Origin of the sequence: Kitasatospora sp. NPDC089913, from assembly GCF_044748625.1 — a bacterium.
Classification (GTDB): domain Bacteria; phylum Actinomycetota; class Actinomycetes; order Streptomycetales; family Streptomycetaceae; genus Kitasatospora.
On the sequence record NZ_JBIVGI010000025.1, the window covers coordinates 66543 to 83746 of the forward strand.

A 17204-nucleotide genomic window follows, 5' to 3' on the forward strand; every position below is an offset into this window, starting at 1 on the left:
CCGCCCGCCGCGCCCCCCCCCCCCCCCCCCCCCCGGCGCCCCCCCCCCGGGGGGGCGGGGGGGCGGGGGGGGGGGGGGGGGGGCCCGGCGGGCCCCCCCCCCCCCCGACCGGGCAGAATCGTGGGCATGCGGCACATCTACGTCATCGGCATCGGTGCGGGCGACCCGGACCACCTCACCCTGCAGGCGGTCAAGGCCATCGCCCGCACCGACGTCTTCCTCCTCCTCGACAAGAACGAGCAGCGCCAGGACCTCATGCGGCTGCGCCGGCGGATGATCGAGGAGCACGCCCTCCCCGGCCACCGGGTGGTCGAGGTGCCGGACGCCGAGCGCGACCGGACCACACCGGCCTACACCGAGGCCGTCCAGGACTGGCGCCGCCGCCGGGCCGAACTGGTCGGCCGGCTCATCGCCGAGGAGCTGGGGCCGGACGGTACCGGCGCACTCCTGGTGTGGGGCGACCCCAGCCTGTACGACAGTGTGACCGCTGTACTGGACGAGGTGCTGGCGGCCGACCCCGGCGCGTTCGGCTACGAGGTGGTGCCGGGCATCAGCAGCGTCTCGGTGCTCGCGGCCCAGCACCGCACCACCCTGACCCGGGTCGGCCGCCCGGTGCGGATCACCACCGCGCGCCGGCTGGCCGCCGAGGGCTTCCCGCCGGGCGCCGAGGACACGGTGGTGATGCTCGACGGCCAGGCCGCCTTCGGCCGGATCGACCCCGAGGGCGTGCACATCCACTACGGCGCCTACCTGGGCGGCGAGGACGAGATCCTGGTCTCCGGTCCGCTCGGCGAGGCGGCGCCGGAGATCGCCCGGCTGCGCGCGGAGGCCCGTGAGCGCAAGGGGTGGATCATGGACACCTATCTGCTCCGCCGCACGGAGGACTGACCGCGTTCCGCCGCCCCGCCACTGCCCGCGACGGCCTCGGCGGGGCGCACCGGACCGGACGGGACCGGACCGGGGTGACCGGGGCCCGTCCGGCCGCACCCGGCCACCGTCAGTCGGGCCGGAAGAACGCGAGCATCTTCCGGGCGGCGTCCGGCGCCCGGAGCGTCGCCTGGATCTCCGTGGACATCCGGGCGGCAGCGGCGGAGCGTTCGAACATCTCGCGTTCGTACTCCGCCACGGCGGCCGGGAAGTCGTCCGGGTGCGCGGCGAGCGCGAGGCCGAGCAGGGCGCCGTCGAGCAGCGCCATGTTGGCGCCCTGTCCCACCGGCGGCATCAGGTGCGCGGCATCGCCGACCAGCGTGACGTCCGGCTTCGACGGCCAGGTCAGGCCGACCGGGAGCGTGGTGATCGACCTCGGCACGATCGTGTCGTCGCAGGCCGCGATCAACGCGGTGAAGCGCGGGTCCCAGCCCGGGAGCAGGTCGATCAGCCGCGCGCGGGCGGCCGCCGGGTCGTCGAACGGGATCCCGCTGCCGGCGAACCAGTCCGCGGCGGTGTCGTGGAAGCCGAGGCCGATCCGGACCCGGCCGTCGCCGTTGCGCTGCGCCGCCAGGGACAGTCCGTCGCCGAGCACCCAGTAGGTGCCGCGCCCGACCATCGCCGCGAGGCCGGGGTGGGTGCGGTCGATGTCGGGGATGCCGACCTCGACCACGTTGTGGCCGGTGTGCTCCGGGCGGGCGTCGGTGAGCAGCGCGCGGACCCGGGAGTTCGCGCCGTCCGCGCCGACCAGCAGCTCGTACGTCGCGCTGCTGCCGTCGGCGAAGCGCAGCCGGCCGGCGTCGGCGGACTCGTACGCGTGCCCCCAGCGCACCACGCCCTCGGGCAGGGAGTCCAGCAGCAGGTCGCGCAGGTCGGCGCGGTCGACCTCGGGCCGTGCGAGCGGGGCGTCGTCGGGCGTGTCCTCCTGGAGCAGCAAGGTGCCGTCCGGCTCGAGCAGCCGCATGTCCTGGCCCTCGCCGCGGGCGATCGCGAAGAACCGGTCGAGCAGACCCGCCTCGCGCAGGGCGCGCTGACCTGAGTGGATGTCGAGCATGCCGCCCTGGCCGCGCGCGTGGCGCGAGGACTCGCGTTCGTGGACGACGCACTCCAGGCCGTTCATGTGCAGCACCCGGGCGAGTGTCAGTCCGCCGAGACCCGCTCCGACGATGGCGATGGTCATATGTGCCTCCCCCTTCGGTACACCCCCGGCGCACCTCGATACACCGTACTGGTCGATACACTGTATCGCCCGATGCGTTGTATGGTGAGCGTCATGTTGGTGTGGGAAAGGCCGGAGCCGCCGGATCGACCCGTTCCGGCCCCGCTGAGCCGGGACCGGATCGTGCGAACGGCGATCCGTCTCGCCGACGCGGACGGCCTGGACGCGGTGTCGCTGCGCAAGGTCGCGACCGAGCTGGACGTCCGTCCGATGCGGCTGTACGGCTACATCGCGAGCAAGGAGGAGCTGCTCGACCTGATGGTGGACGCCGTGCACGCCGGGATCCGGCCGGTCGGCGACCACTGGCGGGAGGTGCTCCGGTCCCATGCCGAAGCCACCCGGAGCGCCGTCCACGAGCACGAATGGCTCGCCGATCTGCTGGGCGGCCGGCCCCAGCTCGGACCGGAGGCGCTGGCCGGCGGGGAGACCCTGGTGGCCGCGCTGGGTGACATCCACGTGGACGCCGTCATGCCGGTGGTCGCCGCGGTCAAGGCGTACGTGATCGGCGCGGTGCGCCGGGAGATCGCCGAGCGGCGGGCCGAGCGGGCCACCGGAATGGACGAGAAGCAGTGGCAGCGCTCGCTCGGGCCGTACCTGGAACGCGCGTTCGCCACCGGCCGGTTCCCCGCCCTGGCCACGGTGGTGCGCGACGCCGCCCACCTCGACGCCGACCGCACCTTCCGGACGGGCCTCGACTTCGTGCTCGACGGCATCGAGGCGCACATCTCCCGATGACGTGACGCCCGGCGGGGGCGCGGGGCGGAGCGCGCCGGTGCCCGGACCCCTTCGGCGAAGAGGGCCCCGGGCACCGGCGCCGCGGTGTCAGCAGTGTCGGCAGTGTCAGTGCTGCCAGCGGTGTCAGCGTGTCAGCGGTGCCCGAACTCCGCGGGGCGCTTCTCGGCGAAGGCGGTCATGCCCTCTTTCTGGTCGGCGGTGGCGAAGGTGGCGTGGAAGAGCCGGCGTTCGAAGCGGACACCCTCGGCGAGGGTGGTCTCGAAGGCCCGGTTGACCGACTCCTTCATCATGATCGCGGCCGGGGCGGACATCGCGGCGATCGCCGCGGCGGTGGCGAGGGCCTCGTCGAGCAGCCGGTCGGCGGGGACGATCCGGGAGACCAGACCGGCCCGCTCGGCCTCCTCGGCGTCCATCGTGCGGCCGGTCAGGCACAGTTCCATCGCCTTGGCCTTGCCGATCGCCCTGGTCAGCCGCTGCGAGCCGCCGATGCCCGGGATCACGCCGAGCTTGATCTCCGGCTGGCCGAACTTCGCGGTGTCTGCGGCGATCAGCACGTCGCACAGCATCGCCAGCTCGCAGCCCCCGCCGAGCGCGTAGCCGGCCACGGCGGCGACGACGGGCTTGCGCAGGGCGCCGAAACCGTCCCAGGCGGCGAACCAGTCGCCGAGGTAGGCGTCGACGAACTCCAGGGACTGCATCTCCTTGATGTCGGCCCCGGCGGCGAAGGCCCGGTCGGAGCCGGTGACGACCACCGCGCCCACCGTCCGGTCCCGGTCGAACTCCCGTGCTGCCTCGACGACTTCGTTCATCAGCCGGGTGTTGAGGGCGTTCAGGGCCTTCGGCCGGTCCAGGGTGATCAGGCCCACCCGGTCGTGGCGCTCGACCCGGATCGTCTCGTAGCTCATACGGCGTCCTCCCGAAGGGTGGTGATGATGGCCGAGAAGTCCCGCCCGGCGCCGTCGCCCTGGGCGAAAGCGGTGAACAACTCGGCTGCGCGACGGCCGAGTTCGGCGGGCACCTCGGAGGCGTCGGCGGCGTCGGCGGCCAGGCCCAGGTCCTTGGCCATCAGGGCGGCCGCGAAGCCCGCCGGGTAGCCCCGGTTGGCGGGGCTGGCCGGGACGGGGCCGGGGACGGGACAGTTGCTGGTGAGCGCCCAGCACTGGCCGGAGGCCGTGGAGGCGACGTCGAACAGGGCCTGGTGGCTCAGACCGAGGCTCTCGCCGAGGACGAAGGCCTCGGCGACCGCGATCATCGACACACCGAGGATCATGTTGTTGCAGATCTTCGCGGCCTGCCCGGTGCCGGAGTCGCCGCAGTGCACCACCTTGCGGCCCATCGCCGCCAGCACCGGTTCGGCGGCGGCGAAGTCCTCCGCCGCGCCGCCGACCATGAAGGTCAGGCTCGCCGCCTCGGCGCCCGGGACCCCGCCGGAGACCGGGGCGTCCAGGGCCCGGTGGCCGGACGAGCGGGCGAGGTCCCGGGCGGTCCGGGCGTCCCCGACCGCGATCGTGGAGCAGTCGACGAACAGCGCGTCCGTCGCCGCGGCGGTCAACTCCCGGTAGACCTCCAGCACATGGCGTCCGGTCGGCAGCATGGTGAGCACCAGCTCGGCGTCCGCGACCGCGTCGGCGGCCGAGGCGGCGATCCGTACGCCCTGGCCGGCCGCCCGCTCCCGGGCCTCCGGCACCAGGTCGTGGCCGGTGACGGTGTGACCGGCCCTGACCAGGTTCGCGGCCATCGGGCCGCCCATGTTTCCGAGTCCGACGAATCCGATCCGGTGGGTCACCAGCGCTCCAGGGGGGTGAGGTCGGCGAGGCCGAGTTCCCGCTCGCCCAGCGGGGCGAACCAGCGGGCCACGGCGGCGGGGTCGACGGCGTCCAGCGTGGCCGGACTCCAGTGCGGTGCGCGGTCCTTGTCGATCACCTGGGCCCGGATGCCCTCGGCGAGGTCCGGGGTGGCCAGGGCCGCGCAGGAGCTCCGGTACTCCTGGTCGAGCACCGCCTCCAGGGGGCCCAGCTCCCGGGCCCGGCGGAGCGCGGCCAGCGTCGCCTTGACGGCCGTCGGCGCGTTGGCGGTGATCCGGTCGGCCGCCTCCTTCGCCTCCGGTTCGCCGCTCGCGGCGAGCCGTTCGAGGATCTCCTCGACGCTGTCGGCCGCGTAGCAGGTGTCGATCCACTCCCGCTGCCGCTCCAGCCGGCCGGCCGGCGGTTGCCCGACGTGCCGGGCGAGGGCGTCGTGCACGGTCGACTCGGCCAGGTCGTCGAGCAGGGCGGGCAGCCGCCCGGCCGGCACGAAGTGGTCGGCGAGGCCGCAGAGCAGCGCGTCCGCCGCGCCGGCCGAGCCGGCGGTGAGGGCGAGGTGGGTGCCCAGCTCGCCGGGCGCCAGGGCGAGCAGATAGGTGCCGCCGACGTCGGGCACGAAACCGATGCCCGCCTCGGGCATGGCGATCCTGGTGCGCTCGGTCACGATCCGGACGCTGCCGTGGGCGGAGACCCCGACCCCGCCGCCCATCACGATGCCGTCCATCACCGCGACGTAGGGCTTGGGGTAGCGGGCGATCCTGGCGTTGAGGCGGTACTCGTCGCGCCAGAACTCCTCGACCTCGCGCGGATCGCCGCCGGTCGCGGCGCGGTGGATGGCGACGATGTCGCCGCCCGCGCAGAAGGCCCGGTCGCCGGCCCCGGTGACGACGACGGTCGCGACCCGCGGGTCCCGCTCCCAGTCGTCGAGGACCTCGGTGATCCGGCGCACCATGGTGTGGGTGAGGGCGTTGAGGGCCTTCGGGCGGTTGAGGACGATCAGGCCGGTGCGGCCCTCGCGCTGGACCAGGACCTCATCGGTGGTGCCGTCGCCCATCACGCGGCCCCGGTCAGGCCGCGGGCCACGATGACGCGCATGATCTCGTTGGTCCCTTCCAGGATCTGGTGCACCCGCAGGTCGCGGACGATCTTCTCGATGCCGTACTCGGCCAGGTAGCCGTAGCCGCCGTGCAGTTGGAGCGCCTGGTTGGCCACCTCGAAGCCGGTGTCGGTGGCGTGCCGCTTGGCCATCGCGCACAGCTGCGGGGCCCGGGCGTCGCCCCGGTCCAGGGCGTCGGCGGCCCGCCACAACAGGGCCCGGGCGGCCTCCAGTTCGGTGGCCATGTCGGCGAGCCGGAACTGCAGTGCCTGGGCGTGCAGCAGCCGGGCGCCGAAGGCCTCGCGTTCGGCGAGGTAGGAGACGGTGCGCTCGAGCGCGCTCTGGGCGCCGCCGAGCGAGCAGGCGGCGATGCCGAGGCGGCCGCCGTCCAGACCGCGCATGGCGATCCGGAAGCCCTCGCCCTCGCCGCCGAGCAGCCGGTCGGCGGGCAGCCGCACGCCGTCCAGGAGCACCTGCCGGGTCGGCTGGGCGTTCCAGCCCATCTTGCGCTCGTTGGCGCCGAAGGACACGCCCGGGTCGTCCCGGTCGACCAGGAAGGCCGAGACGCCCTTCGCCCCGGGGCCGCCGGTGCGCGCCATGACCAGGTAGACCTGGGCACTGCCGGCGCCGGAGATGAACTGCTTGACGCCGTCGAGCACCCAGTGGTCGCCGTCGCGGACGGCCCGGGTGGCGAGGGCGGCGGCGTCGGATCCGGCGCCGGGTTCGGTCAGGCAGTAGCCGCCCAGGTGTTCGGCGGTGCAGAGCCGGGGCAGCCAGCGGGCGCGCTGGGCGTCGTCGCCGTGGCGGTCGACCATCCAGGCGACCATGTTGTGGATGGAGAGGTAGGCCGCGATGGACGGGCAGCCGGTGGCGAGGGCCTCGAAGGCCACCGCGCCGTCCCGGCGGGTGAGGCCGGAACCGCCGGACTCCTCCCGGACGTAGACGCCGGCCAGGCCGAGCTCGCCGGCCTTGCGCAGCACGTCGACCGGGAAGTGCTTGGCGAGGTCCCACTCCACCGCGTTCGGGGCGAGGTGCTCGTCGGCGAAGGCCCTGGTGGTCTCCGCGATCGCACGCTGGTCGTCGGTGAGATCGTGCACGGCGCTCATCCCATCGTCGGCATGGTGAAGCTGGCGCCCTCCTTGACCCCGGAGGGCCAGCGCGAGGTCACCGTGCGGGTGCGGGTGTAGAAGCGAATCGAGTCCGGCCCGTGCTGGTTGAGGTCGCCGAAGCCGGAGCGCTTCCAGCCGCCGAAGGTGTGGTAGGCGATCGGCACCGGGATCGGCACGTTGACGCCGACCATGCCGGTGTTCACCCGGCGGGTGAAGTCCCGGGCGGTGTCCCCGTCACGGGTGAAGATGGCCACGCCGTTGCCGAACTCGTGCTCGCTGGGCAGCCGCAGGGCCTCCTCGTAGTCGGCGGCGCGGACCACGCTGAGCACCGGCCCGAAGATCTCCTCCCGGTGGATCCGCATCTCCGGCGTCACCCGGTCGAACAGCGAGGGGCCGAGGAAGAAGCCCTCCTCGTGGCCCTCCAGCCGGAAGTCGCGCCCGTCGACGACGAGTTCGGCGCCCTCCTCGACCCCGAGGTCCAGGTAGCCGCGGACCCGCTCCAGCGCGTCCCGGCCGACCAGCGGGCCGAAGTCCGCCGCCGGGTCGTCCGAGCGGCCGACCTTCAGCGCGGCGATCCGCTCGACCAGTTTGGCCACCAGCGCGTCGGCGGTCTCCTCGCCGACCGGGACGGCCACCGAGATCGCCATGCAGCGCTCGCCCGCCGAGCCGTAGCCGGCGCCGACCAGCGCGTCCGCCGCCTGGTCGAGGTCGGCGTCGGGCATCACGATCATGTGGTTCTTGGCGCCGCCGAAGCACTGGGCGCGCTTTCCGTGGGCGGCCGCGGTGGCGTAGACGTACTGGGCGATCGGGGTGGAGCCGACGAAGCCGACCGCCTGCACCCGGGGGTCCTCCAGCAGGGTGTCCACGGCCTCCTTGTCGCCGTTCACCACGTTCAGCACGCCGGGCGGCAGTCCGGCCTCGAGGAACAGCTCGGCGAGCCGCAGCGGCACCGAGGGGTCGCGCTCGGAGGGCTTGAGCACGAAGGCGTTGCCGCAGGCCAGCGCGGGCGCGGCCTTCCAGAGCGGGATCATCGCCGGGAAGTTGAAGGGGGTGATGCCGGCGACCACGCCGAGCGGCTGGCGCATCGAGTAGACGTCGATGCCGGTGCCGGCGTTGTCGGTGAACTCGCCCTTGAGCAGGTGCGGGATGCCGGCCGCGAACTCGACCACCTCCAGGCCGCGCTGCAGGTCGCCGTGGGCGTCGGCGACGGTCTTGCCGTGCTCGGCGGAGAGCAGCCGGGCGAGCGCGTCCCGCTCCTGCTCGACGAGTTGGAGGAAGCGCAGCAGCACCCGGGCCCGGCGCTGCGGGTTCCAGGCCGCCCACGCGGGCTGGGCCTGCGCCGCGTCGGCGATCACGGCCTCGACCTCGGCGCGGCTCGCCAGCGGCACCCGGGCCTGGACGCGCCCGGTGTTGGGGTCGTGGACGTCGCCGAAGCGGCCGGACGTCCCGGCGGTGCGCTTTCCGCCGACGAAATGGGTCAGTTCGGGGACGATCAGGTCAGGGACCATCGGTTCCTTCTCTCGACAGGATGGGGAGAGGAGGAGTGGAGGCCGCGCCGGTGCGCGGGCGCACGGTGGTGCGCTCGGCGCATGACGGCGTCGGCGGACGAACCGTCAGCGCGGGTGCGCCCCGGGGCTCGTCGGCACGGCACAGCCGGGGGCGGTGGAGCGGAAGCAGCCCGGATTCATGCGTGTCGTCTCCATCCTCGTGGAAAACACGGACCATCCGCGGCCGGTATCCTGACTCCCGGATCGACGCGCGCCCCCGGGCCTTCCCGGCTGGCTGCCAGTGGCCGAACTCCTGCGAGGACGAACTCCCCGGTCACAGTGGCGGGACCGTGCCGGACTCACACCGGCTTCCCTGACACCGCGGACCTGTTCCGACCATATAGTTGGACGTCCTAGTAAGTCCAGAGCCCCTTTCCGGCCGGGCGCGTCGGAACCCCCGCCGCCGGAACGCGACGGGCCCCGGGGGAAGCACCCCCGGGGCCCGAACGGCAGTTGACGCGTGATCAGTCGGTGACGTGGACCGGCTCGCCCCCGACGTAGGTGCGCAGCACCCGGGCCGACGCGATCTCCTCGGGCGGACCGGTGAGGATGTCGCGGTCCAGGACGACCAGGTCGGCCAGCATGCCGGGCGCGAGCACCCCGGCGTCGTCGTGCCCGTTCACATGGGCGGTGCCGGCCGTGTAGGCGGCGATCGCGGAGGCCAGGTCCAGCCGCTGCTCGGGCAGGAACACCCGGTCGTCCTCGGCCTCCGGCTCCCTCCGGTTGACCGCGACGTGCAGGCCGGCGAGCGGGTCCGGGCTGCTCACCGGCCAGTCGCTGCCCGCCGCCAGGGTCGCCCCGGCCCGGAGCAGCGAGCCGAACGGGTACTGCCAGGAGGCGCGCTCCGGGCCGAGGAAGGGGATGGTCAGTTCGTCCATCTGCGGCTCGTGCGCCGCCCACAGCGGCTGGATGTTGGCGACCGCCCCGAGCCGGGCGAACCGGGGCAGGTCGTCCGGGTGGACCACCTGGAGGTGGGCGAGGTGGTGGCGGGTGGCGCGCCGGCCGTTGGCGGCGCGGGCCGCCTCGACCGCGTCCAGCGCCTCGCGCACGGCCCGGTCGCCGAGGGCGTGGAAGTGCACCTGGAAGTCCAGCGCGTCGAGGGCGGTGACGTACTCGCGCAGGGCGGTGGGGTCGACGAAGCTGAGGCCGGAGTTGGCGGTGGCGCAGCCGCAGCCGTCCAGGTAGGGGCTGGTCATCGCGGCGGTGAAGTTCTCCGCGATGCCGTCCTGCATGATCTTGACCGAGCCGGCCCGGAACCTGCCGTGCGCGGCGGCGGCGCGGCGCTCGACCAGCCCGGCGATCTGCTCGGCGCCCCGCTCGCGCTCCCACCAGAGCGCGCCGTTGACCCGGGCGGTCAGCGCGCCGGAGCGGGCGGCCGCCAGGTAGGCGTCGGACGGGTCCGGCTGGCCGTTGAACTCGCCGAGCAGCGCGTCCTGCCAGCCGGTGATGCCGAGCGAGTGCAGCAGCCGCTGGGCCCGCAGCAGTCCGTCGAGCCGGTCGGCGGCGGTGATCGGCGGGACCAGCCGGGCCACCAGGCCGGTGGCGCCCTCCTGGAGCACTCCGCTCGGGGTGCCGTCGGCCTCGCGCTCGATCCGGCCGTCCGCCGGGTCGGGGGTGTCGCGGTCGACGCCGGCGAGTTCCAGCGCCCGGGTGTTGGCCCAGGCGCCGTGGTGGTCGCGGTTGGTGAGGTAGACCGGGCGGTCCGGGACGACGGAGTCGAGCAGCTGCCGGGTCGGCAGGCCGCCCTCGAAGCTCTCCATCGACCAGCCGCTGCCGGTGATCCACTCCTGGTCGGGGTGGGCGTCTGCGTAGGCGCGGATCCGCTCCAGGTAGTCGGCCACGCCGACGGTGCCGGTGAGGTCGCAGACGGCCAGCTCGGTGCCGCCGAAGACGGCGTGGATGTGCGCGTCCTGGAAACCCGGCAGCAGCAGCTTGCCGGTGAGGTCGACCACCTCGGTGTCCGGACCGATCAGGTCCCGGACCTCGTCGTGGCCGACGGCGGTGATCCGGTCGCCGGTGACGGCCAGTCCGGTCGCCCGGGTACGGGCGGCGTCGCCGGTGTGCACGGGGCCGCGGGTGAAGACCAGATCGGCCTTGGTCATGGGTGGTGCTCCGTTCTCGGGTGGTGCGGGTGGTCCGGGTGGCGTGGCCCGCCGGTACGGGTCAGCGGGTGTCGCCGAGGAAGTAGGGCGAGCGGCGGCGCCAGCGGGCCCAGGCGGCGGCGGGGAGTCCGGTGACGATCATCAGTACCACGACGGTGAGTTCGAACCAGCCGTTGTCGGCGGCGAGTTCGAAGTGGTCGGTGGAGTCGTAGAAGGTCCAGGTGAGGTAGCCGCCGACCACCAGCAGGACGGCTGCGCCGAGCAGCGGGCCGACCACCGCGCGCAGCCCTTCCGGCAGGTCGGTGCGCAGCAGGTGGCGGAAGCGGACGGCGGCGGCGACGGCGGTGAGGGCGTAGTAGAGGGCGACGATGATGCCGATCGCGTTGACGGCGGCGGAGATCAGGTCGTTGACGGTCGGGATGACGATCGAGCACAGGGCGAGCGCGACCGCGACCCCGGTGATCAGCAGGGTGCCGAGGGCGGGTGTGCGGTGCTTGGGGTGCAGCCTGGTCCAGACGGGGCCGAGCACGCCGTCGCGGCCCATCGCGAACAGCCCGCGGGCGGTGGGGATCACCGAGGACTGCAGGGAGGCGACGGCGGAGAACATCAGGGCGATCAGCGGGAGTGCCGCCAGCGGCTGGTCGGCGAGGCGGGCGCCGAAGTAGGTGAGGCCGTGGGCGCCGTTGTCCGCGAGTTCGTCCAGTGGCAGGACGCGCTGGAAGGCGGTGCCGGCGAGCAGGAACATCAGCAGCATGACGACCAGGGCGAGGGTGCCGGCACGGGAGGCGTCACGGGGGTCGTGGACCTCCTCACCGACGCTGAACACCGACTCGAAGCCCCAGTAGCAGAACACGGCGAGGACCATGCCCTGGGCGAGGGCGTCGAAGGAGGGGATCGTCAGCGGGTTGAACCAGTCGAGGGAGAACGGCTGGTCGCCGGCGAACAGCCCGTAGCCGCAGAAGCCGAGCAGGACGGCGTACTCGAACACCAGCAGCGCCTTCTGCAGCCGCGCGGCCAGGCCGAGACCGCGCACCGCGACCAGTGCGGCGGCGACCAGGACGGCAAGGCCGATCAGGGTGCACTGCACGGTGGAGTCGGCGTCCAGCCGCAGTCCGGCGACGCTGCGCAGGTGTGCCTCGTCGAGCAGCTGGATGATGGAGGAGCCGGTGACGGTGGTGGTGTAGGCCATGAAGACGACGGTGCCGACGGTGTTGACCCAGCCGGTGAGGAAGCCGAGCCAGGGGTTGAGGGTGCGCCCGACCCAGCGGTAGCTGCTGCCGGCGTCGGGCTCCGAGCGGTTGAGTCGTCCGTAGCCGCCGGCGATGGCCAGCACGGGGAGGAACGCGAGCAGCATGATGGCGGGCAGGTGGAGGCCGACGACGCCGGCCATCAGGCCGAGGCCGATGCCGATGCTGCTGGTCGCGGCGGTACTGGAGGCGGCGATCGCCGCCCCGTCGATCAGGCCGAGGGAGCGGGGCATGGAGTCCTGGGGGGCGTTGCGGTCCGTTCTCGGACCGCTGCCCGTGGCCTTCGCCGTCGATGCCAAGGGATCACCGCCTTGCTGGTGGGGGGGTGGGGTGGGGGTGAAGTGCGAGCCATGAAACCGGCGGCCCCGCGACACGTCAATGCTGTTGTCATAAGGACGGCGTGCGGGACCGGGTCCACCGGACGCTCCGCACCGTGCGCGGGCGCGCCGCCGGGGCATCCGGAACACCGACGGGCGCCCTTCCCCCGGTCGCCGCCCCCGCCGTACGGTCACAACCGGCCGGTCGACCGGCCCGCCGCTCCCCGACCGAGGAGGGCCCGTGGAACCCCGTAGCCCGTTCACCCACGTCCTCGACCCCCACGCCGCCGACCTGCACGCCGAAGCCGCACACCTGCGCACCCACGGCCCGGCGGTCCGGGTCGAACTCCCCGGCAAGGTCCTCGCCTGGTCGGTGACCCGCGCCGAGGTCGCCCGCCGGCTCCTCGCCGGGAACCGGCTCGCCAAGAACGCCCGCCGGCACTGGCCCGAGTGGATCGACGGCCGGGTCGGCCCGGACTGGCCGCTGGCCAGCTGGGTCGCGGTGGAGAGCATGTTCACCAGCGACGGCGAGGACCACCACCGACTGCGCACCCTGACCGCGCCCGCCTTCGGCCCCCGCCGGGTGGAGGCCCTGCGGCCCCGGGTGCGCGCGATCGTCGCCGCGCTGCTGGACGGACTGCGCGCCACCGCGCCCGGCGAGGCGGTCGACCTGCACGCCCGGCTCTCCTACCCGCTGCCGACCACCCTGATCTGCGACCTCTTCGGTGTCCCCGAGGAGCAGCGCCCCGAGGTGCGGCGGGTGGTCGACGGCGTCCTGGAGACCGGGGCCGCCCCCGAACGGGCCAAGGCCGTGCTCGACGACCTGTTCGCGGCGATGGCGCACCTGGTGGCCACCAAACGGGAGACACCCGGCGACGACATGACCAGCGAGCTGATCGCGACCCGGGACGCCGCCGGCACCCGGCTGAGCGAGCAGGAGCTGGTGTCCACCCTGATCCTGATGATCGGCGCCGGCTCCGAGACCACCGTCAACCTGATCGACCACACCGCGGCCCTGCTGCTCACCCACCCCGAGCAGCTGGCGCTGGTCCGGGACGGCTCGGCGACCTGGCGGGACGCCATCGAGGAGGCGCTGCGCCTCGAAGCGCCGGTGATGCACCTGCCGCTGCACTTCGCCGCCGAGGACATCGATCTCGGCGAGGGCGTGCTGATCCGCACCGGCGAACCGGTCCTGATCGCCTACGGGGCGGGCGGGCGCGACCCGGAACTGCACCCCGACCGGCCCGACGTCTTCGACCTCACCCGGCCCGACCGGACGCACCTGGCGTTCGGCTTCGGACGCCACTACTGCCTGGGCGCCGCGCTCGCGGTGCTGGAGGCCGAGGAGGCGCTGACCGCGCTGTTCGGCACGTTCCCCGAGGTCGGGCTCGCGGTGCCGGCGGCGGAACTGCGGCACCAGGAGTCCTTCGTCGTGAACGCCCTGCAGAGCCTCCCGGTCCGCCTCTCCCCCGCCGCCTGACCGAGCACCGGCGTGCGGGGGGGGGGGCCCGCCCGGGGCCCCCCCCCCCCCCCCGCCCCCCCCCCCCCGCGGGGGGGGGGGGGCCCGGGGCGGGCCGGGCGCCCCACCCCCCCCCCCCCCCCCCCCGGGGGGGGGGCCCCCGCGGGGCCCCCCGCCACGGACGCCGGCCGCCGCCGACTGTCGGAGGCGGCCGCTACGGTACGGCCATGGACGACGACCGCGCCCCCGCCGTACGCCTGGAGCCCTGGTCCGAGGGCGACGCCGGGCTGCTGCGCGCCCTCAACGCGCCGGAGCTGACGACCCACCTCGGCGGCCCCGAGTCCGAGGAGGCGCTCGCCCGCCGCCACCGCCGGTACGTCGCGCTGAGCGCCGACCGCACCGGCGCGGGGCGGATGTTCCGGATCGTGCTGCCCCCGACCGGGGAGACGGCCGGGAGCATCGGCTTCTGGGACCGCGAGTGGGCCGGCGAGCGGGTGTACGAGACGGGCTGGGCCGTCCTGCCGGCCTTCCAGGGCCGGGGCGTGGCCACCGCCGCGGCCCGCGCGGTGGCGGAGCGGGCCCGGGCCGCGGGCCTGCGCCGCCACCTGCACGCCTTCCCCTCGGTGGACCATCCGGCGTCGAACGCGGTCTGCCGGGGGGCCGGCTTCGAACTCCTCGGGCCGCGGGACTTCGAGTACCCGCCGGGCCACCCGATCCGCTGCAACGACTGGCGCCTCGAGCTGTAGCGGGCGCTCAGCCGAGCCGGAGGTTCCAGCGGCCCGCGCGGCCGGTCAGCTCGACCACCGCCAGCGGAGGCACGTCCAGGCGCCGGAAGACCTGGTCCGGCACGCCGAGCGCGTGCACGGCCGCGGCCCGGACGACGTCCGGCTCGGCCACCACCAGGACCCGGCCGGTGAGCCCGGCCGCCGTGCCGTCCAGCCACCCGGCGACCCGGGCGCACAGCTGCCGGACCGACTCGCCGCCGTGCGGGGCGGCGGCCGGGTCGGCGAGCCAGGCCATCACCGCCTCCGGCTCCTCGGCGGCCACCTCGTCGAGGGTCCGCCCGCGCCAGCGCCCGGTCGCGCAGCCGCTCAGCGCGGGCTCGACGGACGCGTCGGCGAGGCCGAGCTCCTCGGCCGTGCGGCGGCAGCGGGCGGAGGGCGAGGCGAAGCGCTGGGAGGCCGCAGGGAGGTCCGGCCGGAGGGCGCGGGCCGCGCGCACCCCGGCCTCGTCCAGCACGCCGCCGTCGTCCGCCGGGCCGCCGTCCGCCGCACCGCCCCCGTACGCGGAGGCTTCGTCGGCGAACCGTGCTTGCCGCAGTTCGGGTCCGATCGCCGGGGAGACGAAGATCACCCGTACCGTCATGCGTTTTCCCCCTTCGTACACCTGTCACCCTTGGGGGCTCCCGGAGCGCCCTGCTCCGGGCCCGCCCGGCGCGTGAATCCGCAGGTCGCGCCACGACAACGATTCCACGGGCGCCCTTGGCGCCGAGGGCACCGGGCGCTACGGTCTCCCCCGACAACCGAAGACGACGGCGAGACGGAAGTCCGGTGCGAATCCGGCACGGTCGCGCCACTGTATGCCGGACCAGGCCACCTCACGCAACGGCGGGGCCCGGCAAGTCAGACCCGATGGCCGTCGTCCGAGCTCCACCGAACGGGACGCGTGTTTCCCCCAGGAGGTCCTGCCATGGCCCAGTCCGTCTTGTCCCCCAGCCTGCCCTCGGCCGGCTCCGCCCCCGCGTCGCTGCCGATCCGCGCGATCCTGCCGTGGGCGCTGTTCCTCGGCACCCTGATGCTGGTCCTGCTCTACTTCGTCGGCGCCGAGCAGGGCGCTACCTCGGTCTTCTCCGGTGCGACGGTGCACGAATGGGTGCACGACGGTCGGCACCTGCTCGGCTTCCCCTGCCACTGATCCCGGAGAACACGCACCGATGAACAACTCCGCAACCATGCCGTCCGGCACCGTCGGCAGACTCCTGCTGCGCGGTCTGCTGGCCGGTCTGATAGCCGGGCTGGTGGCCTTCGTCTTCGCCTACACCGTCGGCGAGGGCCCCGTCTCGGACTCCATCGCACAGGAGCAGGCCCACTCGGCCCCGGCCGGGCACCACGACCACGGCGGCGGCTCCGCGGCCGCGGCCGGCGGCACCGAGGACGCGGCCGCGCACGAGCACGCGGCCGCCGACGGCGGGGACGAGGAGGAGGAACTGGTCAGCCGGGACCTCCAGTCCACCGCCGGTCTCGCCACCGGCGTGCTGGTGTACGGCGTCGCGGTCGGCGGGATCGCCGCGCTGGCGTTCTGCTTCGCCCTCGGCCGGGTCGGCCGCTTCGGCCCCCGGGCCACCGCCGCGCTGGTCGCGGGCGCGGCCTTCGTCACCGTCTACTTCGTGCCGTTCCTCAAGTACCCGGCGAACCCGCCGGCGGTCGGCAATCCGGACACCATCGGGAAGCGCACCGCGCTGTTCTTCCTGATGATCGCGCTCAGCGTGCTGATCGGCGTCGCCGCGGTGATCCTCGGCAAGCGCCTGGCCCCGCGCCTGGGCACCTGGAACGCCACCGTCGCGGCCGGCCTCGGCTACGCCGTGGTGATGGCCGTGCTGGCCTTCGTCCTGCCGCCCAACGACGACGCGATCCCGGAGGGCTTCCCGGCCGCGCTGCTGTGGGACTTCCGGCTCGCCTCGATCGGCCTCCAGGTGGTGCTGTGGACGGGGTTCGCCCTGCTCTTCGGCACCCTGGCCGACCGGGCCCTCGCCCCGGCGGCACCGGCCGCCGAGCGTGCGCCGGTCGCCGCCCCGGCGGTCTGACCGGCCCTCACCGGACCGCTCAGCAGCACTCAGCAGCACTCAGCACCACGACTCGACCCCGCCGAAGGCGCGCCGGCGGGGTCGAGCGGTGCCGCGGCGGGGTCGAGTCGTGGTGCGGCGGGGCCGCCGGCCGCCGGGTCAGACCGTCGCCGTCCCGGCCCGCACCGTCGCCTCCGGCTCCGGCTCCGCCCCGGCGGCCGCGCCCCGGGCCCGGGCCCGCTTGGCGTAGGCGATCGTCCAGGTGATCAGCAGCGCGGTCACCGCCAACGACAGCACCGTGTTCAGCGCCTGCATCGCCTCGGTGTCGAGGGCGTACGAGAGCCCGACCCGCACCCCGGCCTCCAGCAGGTAGACCACGCCCCAGCCGACGGTCAGGTTCCGCTGGACCCGGCGGAAACCGGGCAGCACCCAGAGCCCCTCCCAGCGCTCCAGCGATCCGGCCGAGCCGTCGGTGGCGAACTTGCGGCCGAAGTAGAACATCAGCGGCCGGGGCGCCGCCAGACTGGCCAGGCAGATCACTCCGAACAGGCCCGTGATCACCGAGTCCTTGACCAGCAGGAAGTGCGCGTCGGCCGGCCCGGCCAGGGCGACCGCGACGGTCAGCCCCAGGAACAGCAGCGACACCGCCGCGAACTCGTCCACCCGCCGCTTCCACGCCAGGTGGATCCCCAGGTCGACGGCGGGCCAGACGGCCGCCATCACCAGCGCGGTGAACTCACCGTAACCGTGGTCGGCGAGCCGTCCGTAGGTGATGATCGGCGCGACGACGTTCAGGCCGATGGTGAGCGCCCAGCCGAGTGCGTTCGCACCGCCGCGCTGCTTCGTTGCCTCGGACGGCAAG

The 17204-nt window shown here is 74.4% G+C and carries 16 protein-coding genes and 2 riboswitches; of the genes, 6 read left to right on the top strand and 10 right to left on the bottom strand.

Annotated elements, in window-relative coordinates; genetic code table 11:
• The first annotated feature begins 126 nt into the window (after positions 1-126).
• Positions 127-888, top strand: a complete 762-nt coding sequence (gene cobF / locus ACIPYS_RS30395; RefSeq protein ID WP_093859086.1) for a precorrin-6A synthase (deacetylating) — start codon at positions 127-129, stop codon at positions 886-888.
• 109 nt (positions 889-997) lie between these two features.
• Here cobF and ACIPYS_RS30400 read toward each other — a convergent pair whose 3' ends face one another.
• On the bottom strand, positions 998-2107 hold the full coding sequence (locus tag ACIPYS_RS30400) for an FAD-dependent oxidoreductase (RefSeq protein WP_400752093.1): 1110 nt from the start codon (positions 2105-2107) through the stop codon (positions 998-1000).
• A 93-nt stretch (positions 2108-2200) separates the two neighbouring features.
• On the opposite strand from ACIPYS_RS30400, the gene ACIPYS_RS30405 reads away from it, so the two are divergent.
• Positions 2201-2881: a TetR/AcrR family transcriptional regulator gene (locus ACIPYS_RS30405; RefSeq protein ID WP_093859088.1), complete on the top strand. Its 681-nt coding sequence runs from the start codon at positions 2201-2203 to the stop codon at positions 2879-2881.
• A 131-nt stretch (positions 2882-3012) separates the two neighbouring features.
• Here ACIPYS_RS30405 and ACIPYS_RS30410 read toward each other — a convergent pair whose 3' ends face one another.
• From ACIPYS_RS30410 to ACIPYS_RS30440, 7 genes are all read right to left on the bottom strand, one after another.
• On the bottom strand, positions 3013-3786 hold the full coding sequence (locus ACIPYS_RS30410) for an enoyl-CoA hydratase (RefSeq protein WP_093859089.1): 774 nt from the start codon (positions 3784-3786) through the stop codon (positions 3013-3015).
• On the bottom strand, positions 3783-4667 hold the full coding sequence (gene mmsB / locus ACIPYS_RS30415; RefSeq protein ID WP_093859090.1) for a 3-hydroxyisobutyrate dehydrogenase: 885 nt from the start codon (positions 4665-4667) through the stop codon (positions 3783-3785). The genes ACIPYS_RS30410 and mmsB overlap by 4 nt, the downstream gene beginning before the upstream one ends.
• The gene (locus ACIPYS_RS30420) at positions 4664-5737 is read right to left on the bottom strand and encodes an enoyl-CoA hydratase/isomerase family protein (RefSeq protein ID WP_400752099.1); all 1074 of its coding nucleotides are present in this window, start codon (positions 5735-5737) and stop codon (positions 4664-4666) included. The genes mmsB and ACIPYS_RS30420 overlap by 4 nt, the downstream gene beginning before the upstream one ends.
• Positions 5737-6885, bottom strand: coding sequence for an acyl-CoA dehydrogenase family protein (locus ACIPYS_RS30425; protein ID WP_093859092.1), 1149 nt, complete (start codon positions 6883-6885; stop codon positions 5737-5739). The genes ACIPYS_RS30420 and ACIPYS_RS30425 overlap by 1 nt, the downstream gene beginning before the upstream one ends.
• The gene (locus tag ACIPYS_RS30430) at positions 6882-8396 is read right to left on the bottom strand and encodes a CoA-acylating methylmalonate-semialdehyde dehydrogenase (protein ID WP_093859093.1); all 1515 of its coding nucleotides are present in this window, start codon (positions 8394-8396) and stop codon (positions 6882-6884) included. The genes ACIPYS_RS30425 and ACIPYS_RS30430 overlap by 4 nt, the downstream gene beginning before the upstream one ends.
• A 203-nt stretch (positions 8397-8599) precedes the next feature.
• Positions 8600-8791, bottom strand: a riboswitch (cobalamin riboswitch).
• Between the two features lie 108 nt (positions 8792-8899).
• Positions 8900-10537, bottom strand: a complete 1638-nt coding sequence (locus ACIPYS_RS30435) for an amidohydrolase (protein ID WP_400752103.1) — start codon at positions 10535-10537, stop codon at positions 8900-8902.
• Positions 10538-10598: 61 nt separating this feature from the next.
• Positions 10599-12017: an APC family permease gene (locus tag ACIPYS_RS30440; protein WP_400752106.1), complete on the bottom strand. Its 1419-nt coding sequence runs from the start codon at positions 12015-12017 to the stop codon at positions 10599-10601.
• Between the two features lie 325 nt (positions 12018-12342).
• Here ACIPYS_RS30440 and ACIPYS_RS30445 point away from each other — a divergent pair, with 325 nt between their 5' ends.
• Both ACIPYS_RS30445 and ACIPYS_RS30450 read left to right on the top strand, forming a co-directional pair.
• Positions 12343-13581, top strand: coding sequence for a cytochrome P450 (locus ACIPYS_RS30445; protein ID WP_400752109.1), 1239 nt, complete (start codon positions 12343-12345; stop codon positions 13579-13581).
• Positions 13582-13787: 206 nt separating this feature from the next.
• Entirely contained in the window at positions 13788-14306 is a 519-nt protein-coding gene (locus tag ACIPYS_RS30450; RefSeq protein WP_093859097.1) for a GNAT family N-acetyltransferase, read from the top strand.
• Between the two features lie 7 nt (positions 14307-14313).
• On the opposite strand, the gene ACIPYS_RS30455 is transcribed toward ACIPYS_RS30450, so the two are convergent.
• Complete coding sequence (locus ACIPYS_RS30455) at positions 14314-14925, bottom strand: histidine phosphatase family protein (RefSeq protein ID WP_093859098.1); 612 nt, start codon at positions 14923-14925, stop codon at positions 14314-14316.
• Positions 14926-15101: 176 nt separating this feature from the next.
• Positions 15102-15188: riboswitch (cobalamin riboswitch) on the top strand.
• A gap of 61 nt (positions 15189-15249) precedes the next feature.
• Here ACIPYS_RS30455 and ACIPYS_RS30460 point away from each other — a divergent pair.
• Together ACIPYS_RS30460 and ACIPYS_RS30465 are read left to right on the top strand one after the other, a co-directional pair.
• Positions 15250-15474: a CbtB-domain containing protein gene (locus tag ACIPYS_RS30460; protein WP_030394041.1), complete on the top strand. Its 225-nt coding sequence runs from the start codon at positions 15250-15252 to the stop codon at positions 15472-15474.
• A 37-nt stretch (positions 15475-15511) separates the two neighbouring features.
• On the top strand, positions 15512-16363 hold the full coding sequence (locus tag ACIPYS_RS30465; RefSeq protein WP_093864684.1) for a CbtA family protein: 852 nt from the start codon (positions 15512-15514) through the stop codon (positions 16361-16363).
• Between the two features lie 138 nt (positions 16364-16501).
• Here the strand turns inward: ACIPYS_RS30465 and ACIPYS_RS30470 are convergent, their stop codons facing one another.
• A complete protein-coding gene (locus ACIPYS_RS30470; protein ID WP_093859099.1) occupies positions 16502-17203 on the bottom strand; it encodes a VC0807 family protein in 702 nt (233 codons plus the stop codon).
• Between the last annotated feature and the right edge of the window lies 1 nt (position 17204).